Source organism: Alphaproteobacteria bacterium HT1-32, from assembly GCA_009649675.1.
GTDB lineage: Bacteria > Pseudomonadota > Alphaproteobacteria > Rhodospirillales > HT1-32 > HT1-32.
Genome location: WJPL01000001.1, coordinates 1,496,541 through 1,521,049, shown reverse-complemented (window position 1 = coordinate 1,521,049; position 24,509 = coordinate 1,496,541). Strand labels below are relative to the sequence as shown.

The following is a 24,509-nucleotide window of genomic DNA, read 5'->3' as shown; positions in this document are numbered from 1 at the left end:
ATGGCCCGTATCGTCATGGCCGACGACGGAATCCGCTTCGACGGCCGCGTTGCAGAAGCATCCCCCCTTGGCGGGGCAGAATCCGCCTTCACCGCTCTGGCAGAAGAATTTGCGGCGCGTGGTCACGATGTCACGGTCTGCAACAACTGTGCGGAAGCCATCACCCATAAAGGCGTGAGCTGGCGGCCCATTGCACAGGGTCTGCCGGACGGGCCGGACATGTATATTGCCAATCGCGGCGACAAGCTGATCGACGCCCTGCCATCTGCCCGCAAGCATGTGTTCTGGACGCATAATCCATCGACCTACATGGTCAAGATGCGTTACATGGCAAAGCTCTGGAAGGTTAAGCCGGACATCGTCTTCATCGGCGATTATCACGCCACGACCTATCCCCGCTGGGCACCCGGCGGCAAACGTCATGTCATCCCCTATGGCATTACCCGGCTGTTTCTCGACCCCGAACCGGCCAAAGACATTCCGCCGCCCCGTGCCATTTTCACCTCGAATCCCCTGCGCGGACTGGACTGGCTGCTGGATGTCTGGAATGAGCGGATCAGACCGCAGGTTCCGGCAGCAGAACTGCATCTGTTCTGTGGCCCCGGCACCTATGGCCAGGCCGGTATCGACAAGGCCGGGCCCATGCGCAAGGTCCTGCAGCGTGCCTGGGGAATGGCCGAGAGCGGTGTCGTGCTGCGCGAACCGGTCCGCAAGGCCGAACTGATCGATGAATTGCTGGCCTCCCGGGTGATGCTGTACCGGGGCGATATCAATGAAACCTTCTGCTATGCGCTGGCCGAAGCACAGGCGCTGGGCCTGCCCTGTGTCGTCCAGCCCATCGGCAGCGTCATAGAGCGGGTGGTTGATGGCGAAACAGGTTATATTCGCGGTGACGATGCCGGCTTTGCAGAAGCAGCAGTCAAAATCCTGACCGATGATGCACTCTGGCGTCACCAGCAACAGGCATCGCTGGCCAGACAACGCCTGTGGGGCTGGCCGGAAGCGGCAGCCCGATTTGAACAACTGCTGCCCTGAATGCGGAGAAACCAATGAGACTGATGCAAGCCATGGCCGGGGCAGAGTTCGGCGGGGCGGAAGAGTTCTTCGTGCGGCTGGCGAGTGCCGTTACCCGCACCGATATTGAGCAGCGCGTTCTTGTGCGCCCGATCGGCGACCGTCTTGAACGGCTGCGTATTGCCGGCTGCGACGTTCGTCCCGTCAAGTTCGGAGGGGCCATGGATATCGGGTCCCGGCTGGCATTCCGCCGGGAAATCCGCGACTTCAAGCCGGATGTTGTGCTGACCTGGATGAACCGGGCCAGCCAGTTCTGTCCGAAGGGTAAATATGTCCAGGTCGGCCGCCTCGGCGGTTATTACGATCTGAAATATTACGAGAGCTGCAAGCATCTGATCGGCAACACGCAGGATATTGTCGACCATATCATCGGCAAAGGATGGCCGGCTGACCGGGCACATTACCTGCCGAATTTTGTCACCGCCGAACAGGCTGAACCGGTGGCCCGTGCACCGCTGCACACTCCGGACGGAGCACCGCTTCTGCTGGCACTCGGAAGACTGCATGAAAACAAGGCCTTCGATGTCCTGCTTCATGCGCTGGCCAAACTGCCGGACGCCTATCTGTGGCTGGCCGGTGAAGGCCCGCTGAAGGAAGACCTGCAGGCACTGGCGGAGCGCATCGGGGTGCGTCCCCGCGTGCGCTTCCTCGGCTGGCGCACCGACATGCCCGCTTTGATGGCGGCCTGCGACTATTTCGTCTGCCCGTCACGGCATGAACCCCTTGGCAATGTGGTGATTGAAGCCTGGGCACATGGCCGCCCGGTCATTGCTGCGGATTCTCTCGGCCCCGGCATGCTGATTACCGAAGGTGTCAATGGCCTGCTGGCACCGGTTGATGATTCAACCGCACTGGCGAAGCAGATCAAGCGCCTGTTGCGGGATGATGACCTGGCCGAGCGCCTGGCAACCAATGGCTGGAAGAAATACAAGGCAGAATACACCGAGAAGGTTGTTGTCGAACAATACCGGCAGTTCTTCGAGAAGGTTCTCAGCTGATGTGTGGTATCGCCGGCCAGATTCGCCGGCCGGGCGATACCGTATCGCAAGGCATCCTCGACCGCTTTGCGACTGCACTGGCTCATCGCGGGCCTGACGGGCAGGGACAGTGGCTGGCAGGGAATGTCGGCTTTGTGCAGACCCGGCTGGCAATCATTGATCTGGATACCGGCGACCAGCCCCTGCACGGCCCGGAGGACACCCATCTCGTCGCCAATGGCGAGATCTACAATTATCTCGAACTCCGCGACATGCTGGCCCCGCAGGACTGGCAGACCCGTTCCGACTGCGAACCCCCCCTGATTCTGTATAACCGAGACGGGGCAGGTTTCCCGGCGGCCCTCCGCGGGATGTACGCCATCGCCCTGCATGATCAGGCAACCGGCGATGTCATCCTGTCCCGCGACCCCTTCGGCATCAAACCGCTTTATGTGAAATCCGGCAGTGACGGTGTCAGCTTCGCCTCCGAGCCGCAGGCGCTGCGGGACGGTGATACCGGTGCCGCAGATATCGACCCGGAAAAGCGGGCTGAATTGCTGCAGCTTCAGTTCACCACAGGCAGCCAGACGATATTTCCCGGTATTGAGCGCCTGCTGCCAGGCGAAACCCTGACCATCCGGGATGGCCGGATTGCGGAACGGCAACGCCTTCCCGCATGGCCTCAGGAGCCGGGGCCGGCCCTGACCTCTGAATCAGAGGCACTGGCGGCGCTGGATGATGCGCTGATGGACAGCGTTGAACTGCATCAGCGGTCGGATGTTCCCTATGGCCTGTTTCTGTCCGGCGGCATCGACTCCACCGCTGTTCTGGCGGCCATGCGGCGGCTGAACGACAAACCGGTCCAGGCTTACACGGCCTGGTTTCCGGAAACCGCTGCGCGTGACGAACGTTCCCACGCCCGCAAGGTTGCAGAAGCCGCAGGCGCAGAAGTAATCGAAGTTCCCTTTGGCGAAGACGATTTCTGGTCCCTGTTGCCTGAGGTCGCTGCCGCACTGGATGACCCGGTGGCCGATTATGCCACCCTGCCGACCTGGAAACTGGCTGCCACCGCCCGGCAGGATCTGAAGGTTGTCCTCAGCGGCGAGGGGGGAGACGAGCTGTTCGGTGGCTATGGGCGCTATCGGCGCGCGCTGCGCCATCGCTGGCTTGGTGGCCGACCCATGCGGGCGAAAGGTACTTTTGACGGGCTGGGCCTGTTGCGCCCCGACCTGACAGGCTGGCGCGACGGCATCGCCCTGAGTGAAGCCGCCGCCGGGCAGCGTGCTGACCTGACGCCGCTACAGCGACTGCAGACGATTGATTGCGATGACTGGCTGCCCCATGACCTGCTGACAAAACTCGACCGCTGTCTGATGGCGAATGGTGTCGAGGGACGCACACCCTTTCTTGACCCTGCTGTCGCTGCCGTTGCGGCAAGACTGCCCGACGGGATGAAGATACGTGGCAAACAGGGAAAATGGTTGCTGCGCCGCTGGCTGGAACAGCAGATGCCGGAGGCCGAACCCTTTGCACCGAAGCGCGGTTTCACTGTTCCCGTGGGGGAATGGATCGCCGCAAAAGGCCGGCATCTTGGCGAGCTGGTTGCACGCCAGCCGGGAATCGGACAGATTGCCGACTCACAGGATATCGTCCGGTTCTTTTCCTCCCTGAAACCCGAACAGGGTTTCGCCGCCTGGAGCCTGCTGTTCTATGCGCTCTGGCATCGGCGGCACGGATTGGGAATGCTGCCGGATGGTGATGTTTTTGATGTATTGGCGGAGGCTGGTTAAATGGACGACAAGTTTGATCTGATTGTACGCAAGGGTACCTGTGTTTTGCCGGGCCGCGCGCTGGCTGCCGCTGATATCGGAATTCGCAATGGCCGCATCGAAGCCGTCGGTGCCCTTGGGTCCGCCAAGGCCGAACACACTTTCGACGCGATGGGTTTGCATGTTCTGCCGGGGGTGATCGATACCCAGGTCCATTTCCGCGAGCCGGGACTGGAACATAAGGAAGATCTGGCAACCGGGTCCGCCGCCGCCGCAATGGGCGGTGTCACCGCCTTCTTTGAAATGCCGAACACGTCACCGCTGACGCTGACTGCCGAGGATTTCCAGCACAAGCTGGATCGTGCCAAAGGCCGAAGCTGGACCGACCATGCCTTTTTTATTGGCGGATCCGCCGGTAACGCGCACCGGCTGCACGAACTGGAAAAGCTGCCCGGCTGCTCTGGTGTGAAAGTCTTCATGGGGTCTTCGACCGGCGATCTGCTGGCAGAAGATGACGAGACGCTGGAAGCGATCCTGTCGAACGGCATTCGACGGGTGGCTATTCACGCCGAGGACGAGCCCCGTCTGCGGGAGCGCTTCGAACTGGTGCGTGGCGGTGCCGACGTGGAAATGCATCCGGTCTGGCGCGACGCCGAAACCGCCATCCTTGCAACCAAACGCATTCTTGCGCTGGCAAAGAAAACCGGCCGCCGGGTGCATGTGCTGCATATCACCACCGGCGACGAGATGGAGCTGCTGAAAGACGCAAAGGATTACGCGACCGTCGAATGTACGCCGCAGCACCTGACGCTGACCGCGCCTGACTGCTATCGCGAACTCGGGTCACTGGCCCAGATGAACCCGCCGATCCGCGATGCCAGCCATCGTGACCGGCTGTGGCGCGCTCTGGCAGAGGGCGTTGTCGATGTCATCGGCTCCGATCACGCACCACACACGCTCGAAGAAAAAGCCGGGAAGTATCCGGCCAGCCCGTCAGGTATGCCGGGCGTACAGACACTGGTGCCGATCATGCTGGATCATGTCGCCGCCGGGCGCCTGACCCTGCAGCGGTTTGTCGATCTGACCAGCGCCGGCCCGCAGCGTATCTACAACATCGCCGGCAAGGGCCGTATTGCCCGTGGCTATGACGCCGACCTGACCATCGTCGACCTGAAGGCGGAACGCACCATCAGCAATGACTGGGTCGCCAGCAAATGTGGCTGGACCCCGTTCGACGGGCGCAAGGTACGCGGCTGGCCAATGGCAACGGTGATCCGCGGCAATGTCGTCATGCGTGATGGTGAATTGCAGGGCGAACCTGCCGGTCAGCCGGTCCGGTTCCAGGGCGTCTGAAACCGGGACCGTCTGAATTCGGTGTCACCAGGCCCGGTCAGGCCGGGACGGCAAGGCCTTTCTGCACCGCCGGGCGGGCAAGGCAGCGTTCCAGATAGGCGGTGACGTTGGTCCGGCTTTCCAGCTCGGTTTCTTTCGCCGCGCCATAAAAGCCGCCCATCACCCGGATCCACGGGAAGATTGCAATGTCGGCGATGGTATACTCATCACCCATTATGTAGTTGCGGTCTGCCAGACGCTGATCAAGCACGCCCAGCAGGCGCTTTGATTCATTGAGATAGCGTTCAGTCGGGTAGGTGTCGGTAATCTTGTCAGCGGCAAATTTGAAGAAATGCCCGAACTGGCCAAACATCGGCCCGACGCCACCCATCTGGAACATCAGCCACTGAATGGTTTCGTAGCGTGCTGCCGGGTCTGCCGGCAGAAACCTGCCCGTCTTCTCCGCCAGATAAATCAGGATGGCAGCACTTTCGAACAAGGGCAGCGGCTTGCCGCCCGGGCCATCCGGGTCAATGATCGCGGGAATCTTGTTGTTCGGATTCAGTGACAGAAATTCCGGGGTCATCTGATCATCCGTCCCGAAGGAGACCTTGTGCGCCTCATAGGCAAGGCCGGTTTCCTCCAGCATGACCGACACCTTCACACCATTCGGTGTTGCCAGCGAATAAAGCTGAATACGGTCCGGATGCCGGGCTGGCCAGCGACCGGTGATTGGAAATTCTGAAAGATCGGACAAATCTGTCCCCTTTGTTTCTGTTCATGTAATCCGGTAAATGGGGTCGAAGCTGGCTCTTTCAATTCATCTGCCAGCCTGTAACTTACCCGAATTCAAAACAAAGAGAATGACATGAACATTTACGCAGGCTCAAAAGCAAACACCGGGATTACGGACCGGAGCCAGTTCATTGACCTGCGTTCAGATACTGTCACCCGGCCCTCTGACGCCATGCGGGCCGCGATGGCCGAAGCCATTGTCGGTGATGATGTCTATGGCGAAGACCCCACGGTTACCCGGCTGGAGGAGGTTGCCGCTGACCTGATGGGCAAGGAAGCCGGTCTGTATCTGTCTTCCGGCACACAGAGCAATCTCACCGGTGTGCTGGCCCATTGCGGGCGCGGTGACGAAATCATCATCGGTGACGCCTATCACGTCTTCCGCTACGAAGCGGGCGGGGCCTCTGTGCTCGGCAGCGCGGTTTACCAGATTTTGCCCGTGCAGCCGGACGGGTCGATCCGCGCAGAAGATGTCGCCGCCGCCATCAAGCCCGATGACCCGCATCATCCGGTCAGCCGCCTGCTGTCGCTGGAGAATACGGTCTCCGGCATGGTGCTGTCTCCGGCCGTACTGGCCGCCTCTGCCGCACCTGCCAGAGCCGCCGGGATGGCGGTGCATATGGACGGCGCCCGGCTGTTCAACGCGGCTGTTGCGCTGGGCTGTGCGCCCCGGGAAATCGCAGATGTCGCCGATACGGTGTCGATCTGCCTGTCGAAAGGTCTGGGCGCGCCGGTCGGCTCGGTGCTGGTCGGACCGGCGGACCTGATTGCCAGGGCACGGCGCCTGCGCAAGATGCTGGGCGGCGGTATGCGCCAGGCCGGTATTCTGGCGGCTGCCGGTCTTTACGCCCTGACAGAAAACATCGACAGCCTGTCGGAAGACCATCGCCGCGCCGCCATCCTTGCCGATGCGCTGCAGGACATGCCGGGGATTGTCACAGACCTTCGCCGGACACAGAGCAACATGCTGTTCGCGACACTGGCTGAGGGCAGGGGCGATGACTTACGCGAACATCTCGCCGGACATGAAATCATTGTCGGCGGGGGTGATGTAGTCCGGATCGTCCTGCATCGCGACATCGACGACAACCGCCTCGACCGGGTAATCAGCGCCTTCCGCGGCTTCCATAACAAAATCTAGAGACGCCAAAGCAGCCCCGGAGAGGGTCGGAAGGACGGCGGCGGAATATCAGATTTCGCTGAACTCGTTGGTTTTTTCATCCAGCGCCAGCAGCCGTGACGGCCCGATATCGAAATACCAGCCATGCAGGGCAATCTCGCCGGCGGCTTCCCGGTCGGCAATCCACGGAAACGTCCGGAGATTGGCCAGCGACAGCCGGACAACTTCCCGTTCGACCTCCGGTGCGACTTCCTCAGCAGAACAACAGCTGCCGGCAACCCGCTGATAGGCATCACGGGCAATGCTGATCCATTGCGGGATAAACTCCCCGACATCGGTTGCCCCCCGCTGATCTTCAATCAGGGCACGGACCCCGCCGCATTTGGCGTGACCCAGAATAATGACATTCCGGATACCAAGACCGCAGATGGCAAATTCCAGGGCCGCGCTGGTGCCGTGATAACCGCCATCCGGGTTATAGGGCGGCGCAATATTCGCCACATTGCGGATCAGAAACAGCTCGCCCGGCTCCGCCTGGGTGATCAGGGTCGGATTGACCCGTGAATCACTACAGGCGATGACCACCGCCTTGGGTGATTGTCCAATCTGTGCAAGCTGCGCATAACGCTCATGAACTTCGGCAAATTCAGGGCCTTTGAAGCTCTGATATCCTCGCCGCATTCGTGTGATAAAATTGTCGTCTGCCAAAAGTCATCCCCGCTGAAAACCCGGTCCCGGCGATGCTCAGGGCTTTACAGACCGCCGGCAGCGCTCGGAACAGTAACGCACACTGTCCCAGTCGCGTGCCCACTTCTTACGCCAGACAATCGGGAGACCGCAAGCAACACAGGGCTTTCTTGGCAAATCGGCTTTCCGGACCACCTTGCCATTTCCTTTCGTGCCCCGCCGCATCAGAGCTTGAACTCTGTCTGACGGGGGTTCGGCGGGGGTGTGCGTTTTCGTTTCGCCTGCGACGATGTACGGCTTTTGCGGCTGCCATGCTTGGCCTGAATGGCCCCGGCTTCATCAAAGAAGTCGCGGCCCCGCCGGACCGCGTAAAGCCTGTCTCTGGCCTCTCGCGCCGCCTGTTGCAGATCGACGACGGGAGCAGGGTAGGAAATACCCGGACGAAAACCGGCACTGGCCAGAATCAGCGGAGAGGCAAGCCATGGTTCATGCAGGTCTTCCGCCGGCAGGCTTTCCAGTTCGGGCACCCAGCGGCGGATGAAACGGCCTTCCGGATCCTGTTCCCGGGACTGCTTCACCGGATTGTAGATGCGGATGGTGTTGATGCCGGTCGAGCCGGATTGCATTTGCATCTGCGACCAGTGGATACCCGGTTCATAGTCGGTAAACCAGCGCCCCAGAACAAATCCCGGCTCCTGCCAGTGCATCCAGAGGTGATGTGTTGCAAAAGAGGCCAGCATGGCCCGCATCCGAAAATTGATCCAGCCGGTCTGCCGCAGTGACCGGAGGCAGGCATCGACAAACGGATATCCGGTCTCACCGGCTGCAAAGCGTTGCAGGCGGACTGGATCTGTCTGGCGCAGACCGCGATAGGCCGGATGCATATCCCTGAATTCAATCGACGGTTCATCCTCCAGTTTCTGGATAAAGTGGCAATGCCAGGCCAGCCGGCTGGAAAACGAAGACAGCGACTGTTTCCAGGCTGTGTTACCCGGTCCGTCGAGTTCCGCCTGGCGCTGCCGCAGGGCGGTCACGATTTCCCGGATCGAGAGGCTGCCCAGCGCGATATGCGGACTGAGCCGTGAACAGGCCTCAGCACCTTCCAGTGGTCCGGACATCGACCGGCGATAGGTCTCTCCGCGATATTCAAGGAAGCTCTGCAGGCAGCTTATGGCCCGGACACGACCACCGCGCTGGATCTGGCCGCTCTCCGGACTGTTCCCCGCGCCGGACTGACGGGACGTTACGGTTTCGGGCAAGGGGTCCGTGCTGACATCCACAGCCGGAGTCACGCCTGCGGGAAGGTCCGGAACCGGCTGAAACATGAAACGGTTCCAGCTTGCAGCCCGGCCGTCCCGGTTTTTCAGCCGCCGGATAACACCGGACTGACGGCATTCCCGCAACCGGATACCCGTCGCCCGGCACCAGGCAATAACCTGCCGGTCGCGGGCGTAAGTCCAGGCATTGCCGGTCTCTTCATGCGCCCAGATCGTGTCGACCGGCTGTTTTGCCCGCAACTCCTCCAGAACCCGGATGATATCACCCTGCCGGATGATCAGGGTCAGCCCGAGTCCGGCGAGATCTTTGCGGAGGCCGGACAGGCAATCGCGGGTAAACTGCCACTGCCGGTCAGATGTGTCCGGCAGCTGCCAGTAGTCCGGCTCGACCACATAAAGCGGCAAAACCGGCCCGCGTCGCGATGCTTCGGCAAGCGGCGCATGATCGGTGATGCGAAGGTCGCGTTTGTACCATACGATCTGTATACCCATTCGGTTTATCTGGTAACAGGGTGATGCGAATCCAACGACGAATCACCAGCATGGAAACGAGAACAGCGACATGAGCAGAAAGACAGAAATACCCGGCGTGCTTTATCTGCAGGAACCGACAGGCGACCCTGCTCCTGTGGTGTTCGACAGCCCTCACAGCGGTGAGGTCCTGCCGCCGGAATTCGAATATGTTGCCTCGCTCCATGCCCTGCGAACCGGCGTCGACATGTTCGTCGATGAGCTGTTCAGTGCCGGACCTGCCGAAGGGGCGGCCCTGCTGGCAGCCCATTTTCCGCGCATGTTCATCGACGCCAACCGCTCCGAGGATGACATTGATCCGGCGATGATTGACGGCAACTGGACACGTGGCCTCAACCCGACTGACAAAAGTGCGAAGGGGTTTGGCCTGATCCGCACCCTGGCGCTGCCTGACCAGCCGGTCCATGGCCGTCCGCTGACTGTCGCCGAGATCGAAGACCGCATTGATCGCTACTTCACCCCCTACCACACCGCCCTGAAGCAGCTGATCGACCAGACCCGGGACCGTTTTGGCGGCGTCTGGCATGTGGATTGCCATTCCATGAAGTCCATGGGCAACAAAATGAATGACGATGCGGGAAAACCGCGGCCGGACTTTGTCATCAGCGACCGGGACGGTACAACCTCGGACCCGGCATTCACGGCCTTTGTCGCCGGACAGCTGCAATCCGCCGGCTATGACGCCAGCATCAACTGGCCCTACAAGGGGGCGGCCCTGATCCAGAAATACAGTGACCCCGCCGCCAACCGCCACAGCATCCAGATCGAGATCAACCGGCGTCTGTATATGGATGAAGAGAATTATCTGAAGTCATCCGGTTTCGATCAGCTGAAAGCCGACCTCGACAAACTGGTGCGTGATGTGGTGGCTTATGCCAGAGATCAGTTGCGCTGAATAATCCTCCGGTCCGGCTCCCGAATGACTGTTTTCCCGGCATGATAAGGTCTGCCTCATGACGACGCCCCAGATTATGCTTACCGGCCTGCTCGTGCTGATGTTCACCCTGTTTCTGTGGGGGAAATATCGGTACGACCTGGTCGCCTTTGGCGGCCTCATGCTGGCTGTCGTTCTTGGTCTTATTCCCTCGGCGGAAGCGTTCAGCGGTTTCGGGCATCCGGCGACCGTTACCGTGGCGGCGGTCCTGATCCTCAGCCGTGCCCTGTCCAACTCCGGCGTGACCGAAATGCTGGCACGGCTGATCACCCCGATGACCGGCACAACCACAACCCATATCGGTGGTCTGGCGGGAATTGGCGGTCTGTTGTCCGGTTTCATGAACAATGTCGGTGCCCTGGCCCTGCTGATGCCGGTTGCGATACAGACCGCCATCGCGGCAAAGCGCCGGACTGCGCTGATTCTGATGCCCCTGTCTTTCGGGTCAATTCTGGGCGGCCTGATCACCCTGATCGGCACACCCCCGAACGTCATCATTGCCAACTATCGTGCCGTCAGCGCGGGTGAGCCGTTCGGTATGTTCGACTTCACCCCGGTCGGGTTCGTGCTGGCCGTCTCAGGCATTCTGTTTGTCGCTCTCATCGGCTGGCGGCTGATGCCTAAGGAACGCAGCGGCTCGGCAGAGAACGGGGATCTGGTCCAGATTGATAACTACATCTTTGAATTCGTGATCCCGAAGGAAAATGACTATATCGACAAATGCTGGGCCGACGTCGAAGCCGATGCCGAAGAAAGCGATATACAGGGCCTTGCCATCATCCGGCGCGGGCGACGGCTGTCCGGGTTCCCCAAACGCGAGCCCCTGTTTGCCGGTGACATCCTGCTGATCGAAACCAGCGCCGAACAGGCTGACAAATTCGCTACCGAAACCGGCTTCACAATCAGCGGTACGGAAACAAAAGGCCGTTCTGCCCTTGAGTCCGACGATCTTCACCTGATGCAGGGTGTGGTTCAGCCCCGGACCCGGCTGGATGGTCGTACCGTCGAGTCAGTCCGGTTCCGCAGCCGTCATGAAGTCCATCTCCTCGGCGTCTCCCGACAGGGCCGCCAGCAGGTTGGCCGTCTGCGGGATTTCAGACTGCAATCCGGTGATGTGATGCTGCTCTATGGTGAGCAGGAACGCCTCGACGGCGCGGCAAAGCGCCTCGGTATTCTGCCGCTGATGGCCAGCGCGGTGACACTGGGGGCGCGTCGCAAAGCCATCGCAACCATCGGCATCTTTGGTCTGGCTGTGCTGCTGGCCTCGCTGAAACTTGTCGCCCTGCCTATTGCACTGGGTATCGCTGCCCTGCTGGTGGTTCTGATGAATGTGGTGCCGGTCCGTGACCTGTATGACGCTGTCGACTGGCCGGTCATTGTGTTGCTGGCCGGGATGATTCCGGTTGGTGGCGCGCTGGAATCGACCGGCCTTGCCGACCTCGCCGCCAATGCACTGGCGGGCTCACCCATCGGACAGTCACCGGTACTCGCCCTGATTCTGATTTTTGCCGTCACCATGACCGTCTCTGACGTGCTCAACAATGCAGCCACAGCCGTCCTGATGGCCCCGATCGCAGTGCGCACGGCAACCGGGATGGACGTCAATCCGGACTCTTTCCTGATGGCAGTTGCCATCGGTGCCTCCTGCGCCTTCCTGACCCCGATCGGGCATCAGAACAACGCCCTCGTCATGGGCCCGGGCGGCTACCGGTTTGGCGATTACTGGCGCATGGGGCTGCCGCTGGAAGTTCTGCTGATCTCTGTCGGCACGCCCATGATCCTGCTGGTCTGGCCTCTGTAATGACGGCATTCAAGACCTTCTGGCTGGGGCTGCTCCTGACATTCATATCAGGCTTCGCAGCTTCCTTGCAGGCTTCTGAACTTCGTGATTTTGCGACGGCCATCATTGATTCGCGCACCTTCAGCATGAGTGGTGTTGAAGTCCGGCTCTACGGGATTGTCTCTCCCGGCAACGGCGAGGAGGGGGCAGCTGCTGCACAGCGCGAGTTGTTCAGGATTGTCGGCAATCAGCTGGTCACCTGTCGCCTGACGCAGAAGATCAGTGCCCGGCGGCATTTCGGTATCTGCAACAGAAACGGCATTGATGTTGCCCGTGAACTGGTGACTTCCGGCTATGCGAGGGATTGCGAACGTGAATCACAGGGACAATATGGTGACGCAGAAAGACGCGCCCTGATGCTGGGCAGGGGCGTGGTCAGGGAAATTCCCCTGCCGCCACGCTGCAGATGGGCAAACTGAGACAGAGGGCCGGGAATGCAGGGAATCATTGATATCGCGGCGGCCAACCTGCTGGCCCCCATGGTGCTGTTTTTCGCCCTCGGCTTTATTGCCTCACTGGTCCGGAGCGATCTCGCCATTCCGGAGGCCATTGCCAAGGGCATCTCGCTTTATCTGGTCATGGCCATCGGCTTCAAGGGCGGGGCAGAAGTCGCGGCCAGTGGCATCAGTCTGTCACTGGTTCTGGCGCTGATTGCCGGGGCACTGCTCAGTACGGTGATTCCGTTCATGGCCTTTATGGTCCTGCGGTTTGCAACCGGTCTGTCACGCATTGATGCCGGCGCGGTTGCGGCCCATTACGGCTCCATCAGCATTGTGACCTTCATCGCCGCAACCCAGGCCCTGAACCAGTTCGGTATTGGCTATGACGGCCATATGGTTGCAGTTGCCGCGGTTATGGAAGCCCCGGCCATCCTTGCCGGTCTGCTGCTGGCCACCGGCCTCAGCCGGGCGGGCGATACCGGTGGCACGGGGGGCGGGGGACTCGACCGCGAGTTACTGCGTGAAATCGCCGTGAACGGCAGCATCCTTCTGCTGGCCGGCTCGTTCCTGATCGGCTGTATCACCGGCCATGACGGCCTGACCATGATCGCACCCTTCATTGTCGACCCGTTCAAGGGGGTGCTCTGCATCTTCCTGCTGGATATGGGCCTGATTGCCGGACGCGGCTTCTCGCGCAGCGGGTCGAAGCTGGACTGGCGGACAATCGCCTTCGGCCTTTACATGCCACTGATCGGTGCCGCCGTGGGATATCTCGCAGCCTCCCTGACGGGTATGGAGCCGGGCTCTGCGGCGCTGCTGATGACCCTGTCCGCCAGCGCCTCCTATATCGCTGTCCCCGCCGCCATGCGCCTTGCCCTGCCGGAAGCTGACCCGGCGATATCGCTGACCCTGTCGCTGGCCATCACCTTCCCCTTCAACCTGACCCTCGGCATTCCGCTTTATGTGGCAATCGCCGGTATGGCCGCCTGAGACCGGGAGAAGACATCATGCAGACTCATACGAAGAAACGCATTGAAATCATTATCGAAGCCCCTGTTCTGAACCGGCTGGTGAAACTGCTGGGCGAACAGGGTGTGCGCGGCCACACCGTCCTGCCGGTCATGCAGGGCAGCGGTGCCGCCGGTGACTGGGAACGGCAGGGTATGATCATTGATGCCGGACGCATGGTCATGGTGATCGCCATCGTCGATCCCTCTGTCGCCCGCGAGGTACTGGAAGCCGTCCATAATCTGCTGTCCCGTCATATCGGGGTCATCAGCATGACCGACACCGAAGTCATCCGCGACGAGCATTTCTGAACGTCAGCCGTCAGTCTCCGGACTACATGAACGAATAGGGATCGACGTCGATCTGGACCCGGACACTGGACGGAATCTCTGTCGCCTTCATCCAGGCCCGCAATGCAGCCTGAATATCAATCCGGCGTTCCGTGCACATCAGCAGCCGCATCCTGTGCCGGCCACGCAGCACGGCCAGCGGGGCAGGGGCCGGGCCCCAGACTTCCAGCCCGGCGTCCCGCGGGGCCGTCCCCGCGAGGGACCGTGCAGTACGTTCAACCGCGCCGAAATCCTTGCCCGACACGACAAGGCCGGCCAGCCGCCCGAAGGGGGGCATGCCGGCGGCTTTACGGCCTTCGCTTTCTGCCGCCATGAAACCATCGCGATCACCCGACGCCAGCGCCTGAATGACCGGATGATCCGGCTGATAGGTCTGCAGCAGGACCTTGCCCGGACGATCTTCCCGCCCGGCGCGACCCGCCACCTGATGCAGCAACTGATAGGTTCGCTCTGCCGCCCGGAGGTCGCCGCCTGCCAGCCCCAGATCCGCATCAACCACACCAACCAGCGTCAGCAGGGGGAAATGATGCCCCTTGGCGATCAGCTGGGTTCCGACCAGCAAATCAACTTCGCGATCCGTCACCTGTCGTACCATTTCAGCCGCCGCATCCGGTCCCCGCACCGTATCGGAGGTTGCGATCAGCACATTGCGTTGCGGCCAGAGGCCGATGGCCTCCTCCGCCAGCCGTTCAACCCCCGGACCACAGGCAGCAAGGGTATCTTCCGCCTCGCAGGACGGGCAGTTTTTCGGCTTCCGGGCCGCATAACCGCAATGGTGACACTGCAACCGTCCGGCCAGCCGGTGTTCAACCAGCCATGACGTACAGCGCGGGCATTGCATCCGGTGACCACAGGTGCGGCAGAGTGTCAGGGGGGCATAGCCGCGGCGGTTGATGAACAAGGCTGCCTGCTCGCCTGCCTCGAAGGTTGTTTCCAGTGCCTCCGTCAGCTTCGGGGACAGCCAGTGCCGCCGGTCTTCCGGCCCCTGTTTGCGCATGTCGATCACCTCGACCTCCGGCAGGGTTGCCCCGCCGAACCGGGCCGTCAGACGATGACGGGCATACCGGCCGGCCTCTGCATTGGTGATGGTCTCCAGCGACGGCGTGGCAGAAGCCAGGACAATCGGGATATGTTCAATACGGGCCCGCACCACGGCCATGTCCCGGGCATTGTAGATCACCCCCTCTTCCTGCTTGAAGGCGGCGTCATGTTCCTCATCAATGACCATCAGGCCAAGTTCGGCAAACGGCAGAAACAGGGCAGACCGGGCACCGACAACCACCCGCGCCCTGCCATCTGCCACCGCCCGCCAGTTCTGACGCCGGGCAGTCTGACTGATTTCGGAGTGCCAGAGGGTCGGGCAGACACCAAAACGGCGCGCAAAACGGTCCAGTGAAGGCGGGCTCAGGGCAATTTCCGGCAGCATGACGAGAACCTGCCGGTTCTGGCGCAACGCCTCGGCAATCGCCTCATGATACACTTCGGTCTTGCCGGCTCCGGTCACCCCGTCGAGCAGATGCACCGAGAAGCCCTGGCCGATAGCCCCGGCAAGAGCATCAGCAGAAACCCGCTGATCGGCCGAAAGCCCGGGAGCCAGCCTGTCCGGATCGGGAGCGATGATGCGCGGGTCCGCCGGCTGCAGAAGTTCCTGCAGGGCACCTGCCTGCCAGAGACCTTTGACGACGGACTGACCAACACCCGCCTCTTCCGCCAGTTCGCGCATTGTCCGGGGCGGACCATCCGCCGCGATATCCAGTATTCGCTGCCGCGCCGGGGTCATGCGCAGGCTGCTCAGGTCAAACCCCGGTTCTGTCAGGTAGGCACGCTGAACCGGCGGTGGCTCCAGCGCCCTGGGCACGCTGAGCGCCATGCGGAGAACAGCCCCCGGCGGGCTCAGGGTATAATCGGCAATCCAGTCGACCAGCCGCAATACGGCATCGGGCAGACGCACACCGTCATGCTTCAGAATGACATCTTTCAGACGCCCGTCAGTGACATCACCCTCTGCCATGCCCCAGACCACGCCGATGCGTTTCTGGTGCCCGAGCGGCACCTCGACAATATCGCCCGGTTGTAATCCAAGACTAATATCGGCGCGATAGTCGTAGGCGCCGGACAAGGGCAAGGGAAGCAGAACAGAGACCCGGGTCTGACCTTGATTTACGTTGCCGGATTCCATGAGCTATACTATAGGTTCCAAGTAATTCTGTCGCACTCGCAAAATAATGCGGATCCAGACCCCGAAGTGGAAAACAGATGAAGTTCTTTATCGATACCGCCGACGTCACCGAAATCCGGGATATCAACGAAACCGGCATGGTTGACGGTGTAACCACCAACCCGTCCCTCATCGCCAAGTCTGGCGCAAAAATCGCTGATGTCATCGCCGAAATTTGCGACATTGTCGATGGCCCTGTCAGCGCCGAAGTCACCGCAACTGATTATGCGGGCATGATGAAGGAAGGCCAGTACCTCGCAGCGATTGCAAACAATGTCGCCGTCAAGGTGCCCCTGACGGTTGATGGCCTGCGCACCTGCAAGGCACTGACCGGAGCCGGGACCATGGTCAATGTAACGCTCTGCTTCTCCTCGGCACAGGCCCTGCTGGCTGCCAAGGCAGGGGCAACCTTCATTTCACCGTTTGTCGGCCGGCTCGACGATATCGGACAGGACGGAATGGAGCTGATCGGCGATATCTGCGACATCTACGCAGCCTACGATTTTGCAACGGAAGTGCTTGTCGCTTCCGTCCGTTCACCCCTGCATGTGGTCCGTGCCGCCCATATGGGCGCCGACGTCGCGACCCTGCCTCCTGCAACTTTACGTCAGCTTTACAACCATCCGTTAACGGATAAGGGGCTAAAAGCATTCCTGGACGACTGGGAAAAGACCGGTCAATCAATTCTGCCGCAGTGACCGGATCGGGTTGCCGGGCATGACAAAAGGGGTACGGGGAATGCCAAAGCCAGCAGAAAACCTGGAACAGCAGACCGAAATCGATCTCGATTCGATGCGGGTTGCGGACTATCTGCGGACCAATCCGGATTTTCTTGACCGCCATCCGGAAGTGCTTGCCCAGATGGGCGCACCAAAACGGTTCAGCGATGGCGAGCCGGTCATCGACATGCAGCAGTTCCTGCTGGAACGGATGCAGTCGGAAATGGGCCGGTTGCAGTTCTGTGCTTCCGAAATCATCGCAGCCAGCCGCAGCAACATGTCAATTCAGGCGCGCAGCCACGCTGCCGCACTGGCAATGATCGGCGCCAGCGAACTTGACCAGTTCCTTGAAATCATCTCGGGAGAACTGCCTGTTCTGCTGGATATCGATGTCGTGACCATCGGCTTCGAATTGCAGGGGCCTGTCCGGCACGAGCTTCAGGGTGCGCTGGTGCGCCGGCTGCCGACCGGCACCGTCAATGCGCTGATTGGCCCGGGTCAGGATGTCATGCTGGAAAGTGAAGCCTTCGGGTCATCTGTTATTTATGCCGGTGCCGCAGGTCTGGTCCGTTCACAGGCTCTGGTACGTCTTCATGAAACGCCGTCAGTTCCTGCGGGCATGCTGGCCCTGGGATCCCGCGAAGCGGGCCTGTTCCAGCCCGGGCAGGGGACTGAACTGCTGTGTTTCCTTGCCCATGTTGCTGAAACACTGCTGCAAAAATGGCTGCAGCCGAAAAGCTGAAACTGATCGCCGAACCCGCCGTCCTCGACGCAATCGGGGAATGGCGGCGATGGCTGGCCGATGAGAAACGATCATCCGGCCATACGATTGACGCCTATCAGCGCGATATTACCGCCTTCCTGAACTTTCTCTGCCAGCATCTCGGCCACCCGCCGGGCATACCCGATCTGGCACGACTGGGGGCCACCGATTTCCGCAGCTATCTGGCGGAACGGGCCTCCCGGAATCTGGCCCGGACCTCAACCGCCCGGGCAATGTCGACGCTGCGGGGATTTTTCCGTTTCATGGAGAAACGCGGCATCGCTGAAAATTCCGCCATCGCCGGTGTCAGAACTCCGAAACTGCCGCAGGCCGTCCCGAAACCGCTGTCGACTGATGAAGCGCTGGATGCCATGACGGTGATTGGCGAGATCAGCGACAAGCCGTGGATACAGGCACGGGACATGGCACTGATGACGCTGCTGTATGGCTGCGGGCTTCGTATCTCCGAAGCGCTGGCCATGAATGTCGGCGACCTCCCGGATCGCGATGCGATGACCATTACCGGGAAGGGCAACAAGCAGCGGGTTGTCCCGGTACTGCCGATTATCCGCGAGGCGACAGAGCGCTATCTGAAACTCCGGCCCTTTCCGGCCGAAAAGGGTGATCCCCTGTTCATCGGTGCCCGTGGCAGCCGGCTGAATCCCGGTGTCGTGCAACGCCAGGTCAGGCGCCTGCGCGATCTCATGGGCCTGCCGGACTCTGCCACACCACATGCCCTGCGGCACAGTTTTGCCACCCATCTGCTGTCCGGGGGAGGTGATCTGCGCACGATTCAGGAACTGCTTGGCCATGCCTCGCTGTCGACCACCCAGCGTTATACGCAGGTTGATGGTGCCCGCATGATGACCGTTTATGACGGAGCCCATCCCCGCGCCCGGTGATCGCTGCCCTGCCGCTGTTGGCGCAGACTGCCCCGGTCGGTATAGACTGTCCCCATGGAATTCACCGAAACACAGATTCAGCGTTATGCCCGCCATATCATCCTGCCCGAAATCGGCGGGATAGGTCAGGAAAAGCTTCTCAATGCCCGCGTTCTGGTGATCGGGGCCGGTGGTCTCGGATCGCCTCTGCTGCTGTATCTTGCCGCTGCCGGAGTCGGCACCCTGGGTGTTATCGACGACGACCATGTCGACCTGTCCAACCTGCAGCGCCAGATCCTGCATCAGACAGACAGCGTCGGCCGGGCCAAGGTCGACAGCGCCGCTGACCGGCTGCGGGCAATCAACCCGGATATCCGGACAGAAACCCATGAACAGCGCCTGACCGCCAGAAACGCCCTCGATATCATCGGAAGCTACGATATCGTCGCCGATGGTTCGGATAATTTTACCACCCGTTTTCTGGTGAATGACGCCTGCTTTCTGACCCGCAAGACACTGGTTTCTGCGGCGATCCTGCGCTTTGACGGCCAGATCGCCACCTACCGGGGCTATGACGGCGTCTCACCCTGTTATCGCTGCCTGCAATCCAGCGCACCGCCGTCGGGCATGATACCCAGCTGTTCGGAAGCCGGGGTAATCGGCGCGCTGGCCGGTGTTGCCGGCTCATTACAGGCCGCAGAAGTAGTGAAGGAAATCATCGGTATCGGCGACAGTCTGGCCGGCCGGCTGATCCTCTACGATGCCCTCGGCGCAACCTTCCGGACCATCCGGCTGCCAAAAGACCCGGATTGTGCCCTCTGCGGCAAAACCCCGACCATTACCGACCTGTCCGCCCATGATGCCTGAATCAGTTTTCTGCCGGAGCCGGTGATGAGCGCAGACAAGATGCCAGAGAAACTCAGTCTCGTTTTGTTCAGCGGCAGTTTCGACAAGCTGCATTACGCACTGGCAATGGCCAGCTCTGCTGTCGCCATCAACCGTCCGGCGACCCTGTTCTTCACCATGTCGGCAACCCGTGCGCTGAGGGCCGGTGAGGGCTGGCACAACCTGCCCGCCGAAGATGGCCGCAGCGGCGCAGAGAAAGACGCAGAATATCGCGACCGGGGCATCGGCGGCTTTGATGAGCTGCTGCAGGCCTGCAGCACACTGGGGGTCCGGTTCATTGTCTGTGAGATGGGGCTGCGGGCAGAGGGGCTGACCGCAGCTGACCTGCGCGATGATCTGCCGCTGGAGGTCGCCGGGCTGGTAACCCTGCTGAACGACGCCTCACGCGACGGTTCGGTTATCTTTATCTAGGTCGCTCTGCTGACCGGAAAATCGCAAACGCTCCTCATCCCGGACCCGCCGGTCAGAGCTTGTCGTCATCCAGCAGAATACGGTTGGCCGCACCGTCCGGATCATCGAACTGCCCACTGCGCACGGCCCAGAAGAACCCGGCCAACCCGACCAGACCGAGAAACAGCGCCACCGGTATCAGCCAGACAATCACATTCATCCGCCGACCTTTCGGGCAACCAGCCGCAGCCGCAATGCATTCAGTGTTACCAGCAGGGAACTCGACGACATGGCCACGGCGGCGATCAGTGGCGTCGCAAAACCCAGAACGGCGATCGGCACAGCCACCAGATTATACAGCAGGGCCATGGCAAAATTCTGAAAGGCGATCCGCTTTGCGGCGCGGGCGACGGCGACAAGCTCAACCAGTCCCCGCAACCGGTTACCCTGCAGGACAACATCAGACGCCATGCGCGAAATATCCGCCGCATCGCCCAGTGAGGCCGAGGCATGACCGGCTGCCAGCGCCGGGGCATCATTCAGCCCGTCACCGACCATCAGCACCCGGCAGCCCTCGCCTCTCAGCGCCTCAACGACGGCCAGCTTATCCCCCGGCGACAGACCTGCCCGCGCATCCGTGATGCCCAGAGCCACCGCAACCTGTGTTACCGGGCCAGTCTGATCGCCCGACAGCAGAAGGACACAAAGCCCGGCAGCCCGCAGGCCGGCCACAGCTTCCACCGCATCATCCCGCAGCCGGTCTTCAAACCTGAACGCGACAGCTGGCTGATTGCCCGTTTGCAGCCAGACCACACTGTCTGTACCCGTCTCCGATACTTGTTCTTCGACGCCACACCACCGCGCACTGCCAAGCCGGACCGGCTGGCCGTCAAACAGGCCTTCCAGACCTGCCCCGGCTTCTTCCCGCACATCCCCGACAGCCAGACCCGCAGGGTCGCCAGCAGCAACCACCAGCGCCCGCGAGAACGGGTGACGGCTGTGCCGGGCAAGAGACGCCGCCAGCGCCAGATCCTGAGGCTTATGATCTTCCGCATTCAGGAGAACAGGGCGTCCCTCGGTCAGAGTGCCCGTCTTGTCAAAAATGACCGTGTCGACCTCCGCCAGCCGCTCCAGCCCGTCCGGGGCCTTGACGACAATGCCTTTTGCCAGCAGGCGGCCGACAGCCACCGTCTGGGTTGCCGGCACGGCCAGGCCAAGGGCACAGGGACAGGTGATGATCAGGGCAGTGATCGCCACCGTCAGTGACCAGGCCCAGCCGCCCCCGACAAACAGCCAACCAAAGAAGGCTGCCGCGGAAACAATATGGACAACCGGCGCGTACCATTGCGCCAGCCGGTCAGCCAGTCGTACATAATCCGTCTTCCGGCCTTCTGCCGCCTCGGTCATCCGGGCGATATCAGCCAGCAGGGTTGCCGCACCGACAGCCAGCACACGGACCGTCAGCACCCCGTCGAGATTGACCGTTCCCGCATGCACGGCAGCACCCGGCCGGACAATCTGCGGCACGCTTTCACCGGTCAGCAGGCTGACATCAAGCGAGGAAGACCCCGCCTCAACCTCGCCATCAACCGGCAGGCGGTCACCGGGCATGATCCGTATCCGCATCCCCGCGGTCAGGTCCTCTACCCGGGTTTCAGTCAGCCCGCCATCATCCGATATACGGGTCGCCCGTCGCGGGGCCAGACCTGCCAGACGGGCCGCCGCAGAGCGGGCACGCGAGCGCATGCGCTGATCGAGATAGCGACCGACCAGCAGGAAAAACAGCAGGGTGATCGCCGCATCGAAATAGGCGTGTTCTGACCCCATCGCCGTCTGGGCGACCGACATCGCGCTGGCCAGCACCACGGCAAGTGCGATCGGCACATCCATGTTCAGACGGCGTTTGCTCAGCGCCCGCCAGGCCGACCGGAAGAACGGACGGCCAGACCAGGCAATCGCCGGCAGGGCGATCAGCGCCGACAGCCAGTGAAACAGGGTTCGCGTGCCTTCCCCCATGCCGGACACATGGCCGGACCAGACGGAAACCGACAGCAACATCACATTGGCTGCCGCAAACCCGGCAATCGCCAGAGCCGCCAGCAACTGACGTTCTTCGCGGTCGCCCGGCTGATCCGTTTCCCCCTCGTCAACCGGCATCACCCCGTATCCAAGGCTGCCGACAACCGCCGCAAACCGGTCTGCGCGAACCGCATCACCACGCCAGACAAGCCGCAGCCGCCGGCTGGTCAGGTTCAGTCGTGCCTCCTGAATGTCCGGTTGCCGTCCGAGAGCCCCCTCAATCGCCGCAATACAGCCGGAGCAGTGGACCCCGTCGACATAAAGTTCCAGCCGGCACAGTCCCCCCTCGTCAACGGTGACGAAATCGGCCAGACCCTCGGAAGAACCGACCATGCCGTCCAGCGTCTGTGCCGCTGCCAGATCATTGGCAGCAGAGGACAGGCAACAGCCGGCTGTTGTCGTGATCTGGTTACGGGCGGAGACGAGTGTCATGGCCTGATGAATATTTCCTCTGTCATCCGGTAAACCGGCTGGCCCTCACGGGAGGCCACAACCAGCAACTGCCAGCGTCCCGGGGCAATTCCGTCCAGTCCTGTCCGGTGACCGGCAGCCAAGGGGATAAGGTCCAGATCCCGGGCACCGTCTGCGGTTGCCGGGCGCTCCAGCCGGGCCGTGACGGCAAGATAGGGAACATCCTGCCCGGCCGTATCGCGCAACCGCACCAGCAACTCTTTTTCACCCGCCGGGCCAGCGGGCAGGGTTACATCAAGGTTCCAGCCCAGTGCGGCCTGGCGGCGGCCGTCCTCCAGCGTCTGATTGTAATTCAGGCCTTCAACATAAGCCCGGTTGCTGGTCAGGCCGGGAAAGCTGTCGAGCGCGAGGTAAAGAAACACCCCATTGACGGCAAAGATTACCCCAAAGAAGGCAATCATGCCGAACAGGACAGTGCGGCCGGTAATGGTCATGGTTGTTGTACTCACTGATCTGGCCCTCTGAAGACACTGTTATAGGATGCACGCCCCTCGCCATTGACATCGATCAAAACAAATTCGATTTCCGTGCTTTCACCTTCCAGAACATCCCGGGGCAGGGTCACGAACAGCCGGAAACTGCGCAGCTGGTCAGACGGAACGTCGAGGAAGACCTGACGCCATTCGCTTTTGTCTTCAGACCCGACAATTGTCAGTTTGGCATCTTCACGTCCCAGCACAGACAGCATGAATCTGCGGTTGCGGTTCGCCTGATTGAGAATCTTGAAGGTGTAGCCGTTCCGGACCGACCCGTCGCTGAGTGTTGTGAAGACCGGATTGCGGTCCCGCAGCACGTTGATATCAAGGTCACTGCGGGTAAACAGCACAAACAGCATCGCTGCCCCGATCAGGGCCCAGGCCAGCGTGTAGACGATCGTGCGTGGCCGCAACAGCCGGATCGGTGCCGGACGGCCCTCGCTCCGGCGGACTTCATTGGCAACGGAGTCATAGCCGATCAGACCGGTTGGCTGCCCGATGCGGGTCATCACATCATCACAGGCATCGATACATAGCGCACAGGTGATACATTCAAGCTGCTGACCATCCCGGATATCAATACCCTGCGGGCAAACCACCACGCAGGCATTACAGTCGATACAGTCCCCGCGATCGGCAAAACTCTCGCCCTTTTTGAAGGGCCGGCGCGGTTCACCCCGGTCGCGCTTGTAACTGACGGTCAGCGATTCCTCATCCATCATCGCCGCCTGAATACGCGGCCAGGGGCACATATAGGTGCAGACCTGCTCGCGCATGAAACCGCCCAGCGAGAAGGTGGTGAAGGTCAGCACGGCCACGGTTGCATAGGCAACCACCGAGGCATTCAGTGTGAACAGATCAATGAACAATGTCGGGGCATCGGCAAAATAGAAAATCCAGGCCCCGCCTGTCGCCGCAGAGATAACCAGCCAGACCGCATATTTTGCAATCCGCCGGGATGCTTTTGACAGCGACATCGGTGCCTTGTCGAGCCGGATCCGCGCCCCCCGGTCACCTTCAATCAGCCGCTCAACCCAGATGAACAGGTCGGTCCAGACAGTTTGCGGGCAGGCATAACCACACCAGGCCCGCCCGACCACGCTGGTCACTGCAAACAGGCCAAGCGCGGCCATAATCAGCAGGCCGGCAAGGTAATAGACCTCGTGCGGCCAGATCTCGATGAAGAAGAAATAGAAACGACGCCCCGGAAAATCGATCAGCACCGCCTGATCCGGTACACCTGCGCCCCGGTCCCAGCGAAGCCAGGGCGTGACGTAATAGATGCCCAGCGTGATCGCCATGATGATCCATTTGAGCTGCCGGAACAGACCATAAATCCGCTTCGGATGAATTTTCACCCGTTTTGTATAAAGCGGCCGGTTTTCCTTTTTGTTGACCGCCTCAACCTCAAAGCGATCCGGCGCGGTCTCCAGCTTCGTCGTCATTTTGGGTTCTCTTTCTCTCCTGTCCTG

24 protein-coding genes are annotated in these 24,509 nt (G+C 61.2%); 15 read left to right on the top strand and 9 right to left on the bottom strand.

The genetic code is table 11. The features are described from left to right. From GH722_07205 to GH722_07190, 4 genes are read left to right on the top strand one after another with little or no spacing between them, the layout of a single operon-like run. The gene (locus GH722_07205; GenBank protein MRG71548.1) at positions 1 to 1,035 is read left to right on the top strand and encodes a glycosyltransferase; all 1,035 of its coding nucleotides are present in this window, start codon (positions 1 to 3) and stop codon (positions 1,033 to 1,035) included. 14 nt (positions 1,036 to 1,049) lie between these two features. Then, on the top strand, positions 1,050 to 2,072 hold the full coding sequence (locus GH722_07200) for a glycosyltransferase (protein MRG71547.1): 1,023 nt from the start codon (positions 1,050 to 1,052) through the stop codon (positions 2,070 to 2,072). Further along, entirely contained in the window at positions 2,072 to 3,841 is a 1,770-nt protein-coding gene (gene asnB, locus GH722_07195) for an asparagine synthase (glutamine-hydrolyzing) (GenBank protein MRG71546.1), read from the top strand. The genes GH722_07200 and asnB overlap by 1 nt, the downstream gene beginning before the upstream one ends. Next, positions 3,842 to 5,173 (top strand): dihydroorotase, encoded by a 1,332-nt coding sequence (locus tag GH722_07190; protein ID MRG71545.1) that lies wholly within the window; start codon positions 3,842 to 3,844, stop codon positions 5,171 to 5,173. A 37-nt stretch (positions 5,174 to 5,210) separates the two neighbouring features. Here the strand turns inward: GH722_07190 and GH722_07185 are convergent, their stop codons facing one another. Further along, complete coding sequence (locus tag GH722_07185) at positions 5,211 to 5,909, bottom strand: glutathione S-transferase (protein MRG71544.1); 699 nt, start codon at positions 5,907 to 5,909, stop codon at positions 5,211 to 5,213. 111 nt (positions 5,910 to 6,020) lie between these two features. Here GH722_07185 and ltaE point away from each other — a divergent pair, with 111 nt between their 5' ends. Continuing rightward, positions 6,021 to 7,088 (top strand): low-specificity L-threonine aldolase, encoded by a 1,068-nt coding sequence (gene ltaE, locus GH722_07180; protein ID MRG71543.1) that lies wholly within the window; start codon positions 6,021 to 6,023, stop codon positions 7,086 to 7,088. A gap of 48 nt (positions 7,089 to 7,136) precedes the next feature. On the opposite strand, the gene GH722_07175 is transcribed toward ltaE, so the two are convergent. Genes GH722_07175 through GH722_07165 form a run of 3 tightly spaced genes read right to left on the bottom strand, consistent with a single transcriptional unit; the run spans position 7,137 to position 9,523 of the window. After that, positions 7,137 to 7,775, bottom strand: coding sequence for a carbonic anhydrase (locus tag GH722_07175; protein MRG71542.1), 639 nt, complete (start codon positions 7,773 to 7,775; stop codon positions 7,137 to 7,139). Positions 7,776 to 7,811: 36 nt separating this feature from the next. After that, positions 7,812 to 7,979: a DUF2256 domain-containing protein gene (locus GH722_07170; GenBank protein MRG71541.1), complete on the bottom strand. Its 168-nt coding sequence runs from the start codon at positions 7,977 to 7,979 to the stop codon at positions 7,812 to 7,814. Beyond that, the gene (locus GH722_07165) at positions 7,979 to 9,523 is read right to left on the bottom strand and encodes a deoxyribodipyrimidine photolyase (GenBank protein MRG71540.1); all 1,545 of its coding nucleotides are present in this window, start codon (positions 9,521 to 9,523) and stop codon (positions 7,979 to 7,981) included. The genes GH722_07170 and GH722_07165 overlap by 1 nt, the downstream gene beginning before the upstream one ends. A 70-nt stretch (positions 9,524 to 9,593) precedes the next feature. On the opposite strand from GH722_07165, the gene GH722_07160 reads away from it, so the two are divergent. From GH722_07160 to GH722_07140, 5 genes are read left to right on the top strand one after another with little or no spacing between them, the layout of a single operon-like run. After that, positions 9,594 to 10,457, top strand: coding sequence for an N-formylglutamate amidohydrolase (locus GH722_07160; protein ID MRG71539.1), 864 nt, complete (start codon positions 9,594 to 9,596; stop codon positions 10,455 to 10,457). 58 nt (positions 10,458 to 10,515) lie between these two features. After that, positions 10,516 to 12,297 (top strand): SLC13 family permease, encoded by a 1,782-nt coding sequence (locus GH722_07155; protein ID MRG71538.1) that lies wholly within the window; start codon positions 10,516 to 10,518, stop codon positions 12,295 to 12,297. Next, positions 12,297 to 12,755 (top strand): hypothetical protein, encoded by a 459-nt coding sequence (locus GH722_07150; GenBank protein MRG71537.1) that lies wholly within the window; start codon positions 12,297 to 12,299, stop codon positions 12,753 to 12,755. The genes GH722_07155 and GH722_07150 overlap by 1 nt, the downstream gene beginning before the upstream one ends. 15 nt (positions 12,756 to 12,770) lie before the next feature. After that, positions 12,771 to 13,766, top strand: coding sequence for a sodium-dependent bicarbonate transport family permease (locus GH722_07145; GenBank protein MRG71536.1), 996 nt, complete (start codon positions 12,771 to 12,773; stop codon positions 13,764 to 13,766). A gap of 17 nt (positions 13,767 to 13,783) precedes the next feature. Next, positions 13,784 to 14,095: a transcriptional regulator gene (locus GH722_07140; GenBank protein MRG71535.1), complete on the top strand. Its 312-nt coding sequence runs from the start codon at positions 13,784 to 13,786 to the stop codon at positions 14,093 to 14,095. A 22-nt stretch (positions 14,096 to 14,117) separates the two neighbouring features. On the opposite strand, the gene GH722_07135 is transcribed toward GH722_07140, so the two are convergent. Then, entirely contained in the window at positions 14,118 to 16,313 is a 2,196-nt protein-coding gene (locus tag GH722_07135; GenBank protein ID MRG71534.1) for a primosomal protein N', read from the bottom strand. 77 nt (positions 16,314 to 16,390) lie between these two features. Here GH722_07135 and fsa point away from each other — a divergent pair, with 77 nt between their 5' ends. The 5 genes from fsa to GH722_07110 are packed head-to-tail and all read left to right on the top strand — an operon-like array spanning position 16,391 to position 20,032. Beyond that, complete coding sequence (fsa, locus tag GH722_07130; GenBank protein MRG71533.1) at positions 16,391 to 17,050, top strand: fructose-6-phosphate aldolase; 660 nt, start codon at positions 16,391 to 16,393, stop codon at positions 17,048 to 17,050. A gap of 19 nt (positions 17,051 to 17,069) precedes the next feature. After that, positions 17,070 to 17,813, top strand: a complete 744-nt coding sequence (locus GH722_07125; protein MRG71532.1) for a DUF484 family protein — start codon at positions 17,070 to 17,072, stop codon at positions 17,811 to 17,813. Then, positions 17,792 to 18,736, top strand: a complete 945-nt coding sequence (locus GH722_07120) for a tyrosine-type recombinase/integrase (protein MRG71531.1) — start codon at positions 17,792 to 17,794, stop codon at positions 18,734 to 18,736. Before GH722_07125 ends, GH722_07120 begins: the two co-directional genes overlap by 22 nt. Before the next feature lie 54 nt (positions 18,737 to 18,790). Next, positions 18,791 to 19,582, top strand: coding sequence for a molybdopterin-synthase adenylyltransferase MoeB (gene moeB / locus GH722_07115; GenBank protein ID MRG71530.1), 792 nt, complete (start codon positions 18,791 to 18,793; stop codon positions 19,580 to 19,582). A gap of 24 nt (positions 19,583 to 19,606) precedes the next feature. Further along, positions 19,607 to 20,032: a hypothetical protein gene (locus tag GH722_07110; GenBank protein MRG71529.1), complete on the top strand. Its 426-nt coding sequence runs from the start codon at positions 19,607 to 19,609 to the stop codon at positions 20,030 to 20,032. A gap of 52 nt (positions 20,033 to 20,084) precedes the next feature. Here GH722_07110 and ccoS read toward each other — a convergent pair whose 3' ends face one another. From ccoS to ccoG, 4 genes are read right to left on the bottom strand one after another with little or no spacing between them, the layout of a single operon-like run. Continuing rightward, positions 20,085 to 20,231, bottom strand: a complete 147-nt coding sequence (gene ccoS / locus GH722_07105; GenBank protein MRG71528.1) for a cbb3-type cytochrome oxidase assembly protein CcoS — start codon at positions 20,229 to 20,231, stop codon at positions 20,085 to 20,087. After that, on the bottom strand, positions 20,228 to 22,522 hold the full coding sequence (cadA, locus tag GH722_07100; protein ID MRG71527.1) for a cadmium-translocating P-type ATPase: 2,295 nt from the start codon (positions 22,520 to 22,522) through the stop codon (positions 20,228 to 20,230). Before cadA ends, ccoS begins: the two co-directional genes overlap by 4 nt. Further along, positions 22,519 to 23,010, bottom strand: a complete 492-nt coding sequence (locus GH722_07095) for a hypothetical protein (GenBank protein MRG71526.1) — start codon at positions 23,008 to 23,010, stop codon at positions 22,519 to 22,521. Before GH722_07095 ends, cadA begins: the two co-directional genes overlap by 4 nt. After that, complete coding sequence (ccoG, locus tag GH722_07090) at positions 23,007 to 24,482, bottom strand: cytochrome c oxidase accessory protein CcoG (GenBank protein MRG71525.1); 1,476 nt, start codon at positions 24,480 to 24,482, stop codon at positions 23,007 to 23,009. Before ccoG ends, GH722_07095 begins: the two co-directional genes overlap by 4 nt. Positions 24,483 to 24,509 lie beyond the last annotated feature (27 nt).

Bases quoted from the DNA above. Each gene is read 5' to 3' on its own strand.
- GH722_07205 (MRG71548.1), top strand. From the start codon at position 1: ATGGCCCGTATCGTCATGGCCGACGACGGAATCCGCTTCGACGGCCGC.
- GH722_07200 (MRG71547.1), top strand. From the start codon at position 1,050: ATGAGACTGATGCAAGCCATGGCCGGGGCAGAGTTCGGCGGGGCGGAA.
- asnB (MRG71546.1), top strand. From the start codon at position 2,072: ATGTGTGGTATCGCCGGCCAGATTCGCCGGCCGGGCGATACCGTATCG.
- GH722_07190 (MRG71545.1), top strand. From the start codon at position 3,842: ATGGACGACAAGTTTGATCTGATTGTACGCAAGGGTACCTGTGTTTTG.
- ltaE (MRG71543.1), top strand. From the start codon at position 6,021: ATGAACATTTACGCAGGCTCAAAAGCAAACACCGGGATTACGGACCGG.
- GH722_07170 (MRG71541.1), bottom strand. From the start codon at position 7,979: ATGCGGCGGGGCACGAAAGGAAATGGCAAGGTGGTCCGGAAAGCCGAT.
- GH722_07165 (MRG71540.1), bottom strand. From the start codon at position 9,523: ATGGGTATACAGATCGTATGGTACAAACGCGACCTTCGCATCACCGAT.
- GH722_07160 (MRG71539.1), top strand. From the start codon at position 9,594: ATGAGCAGAAAGACAGAAATACCCGGCGTGCTTTATCTGCAGGAACCG.
- GH722_07155 (MRG71538.1), top strand. From the start codon at position 10,516: ATGACGACGCCCCAGATTATGCTTACCGGCCTGCTCGTGCTGATGTTC.
- GH722_07150 (MRG71537.1), top strand. From the start codon at position 12,297: ATGACGGCATTCAAGACCTTCTGGCTGGGGCTGCTCCTGACATTCATA.
- GH722_07145 (MRG71536.1), top strand. From the start codon at position 12,771: ATGCAGGGAATCATTGATATCGCGGCGGCCAACCTGCTGGCCCCCATG.
- GH722_07140 (MRG71535.1), top strand. From the start codon at position 13,784: ATGCAGACTCATACGAAGAAACGCATTGAAATCATTATCGAAGCCCCT.
- GH722_07135 (MRG71534.1), bottom strand. From the start codon at position 16,313: ATGGAATCCGGCAACGTAAATCAAGGTCAGACCCGGGTCTCTGTTCTG.
- fsa (MRG71533.1), top strand. From the start codon at position 16,391: ATGAAGTTCTTTATCGATACCGCCGACGTCACCGAAATCCGGGATATC.
- GH722_07125 (MRG71532.1), top strand. From the start codon at position 17,070: ATGACAAAAGGGGTACGGGGAATGCCAAAGCCAGCAGAAAACCTGGAA.
- GH722_07120 (MRG71531.1), top strand. From the start codon at position 17,792: ATGGCTGCAGCCGAAAAGCTGAAACTGATCGCCGAACCCGCCGTCCTC.
- moeB (MRG71530.1), top strand. From the start codon at position 18,791: ATGGAATTCACCGAAACACAGATTCAGCGTTATGCCCGCCATATCATC.
- GH722_07110 (MRG71529.1), top strand. From the start codon at position 19,607: ATGAGCGCAGACAAGATGCCAGAGAAACTCAGTCTCGTTTTGTTCAGC.
- ccoS (MRG71528.1), bottom strand. From the start codon at position 20,231: ATGAATGTGATTGTCTGGCTGATACCGGTGGCGCTGTTTCTCGGTCTG.
- cadA (MRG71527.1), bottom strand. From the start codon at position 22,522: ATGACACTCGTCTCCGCCCGTAACCAGATCACGACAACAGCCGGCTGT.
- ccoG (MRG71525.1), bottom strand. From the start codon at position 24,482: ATGACGACGAAGCTGGAGACCGCGCCGGATCGCTTTGAGGTTGAGGCG.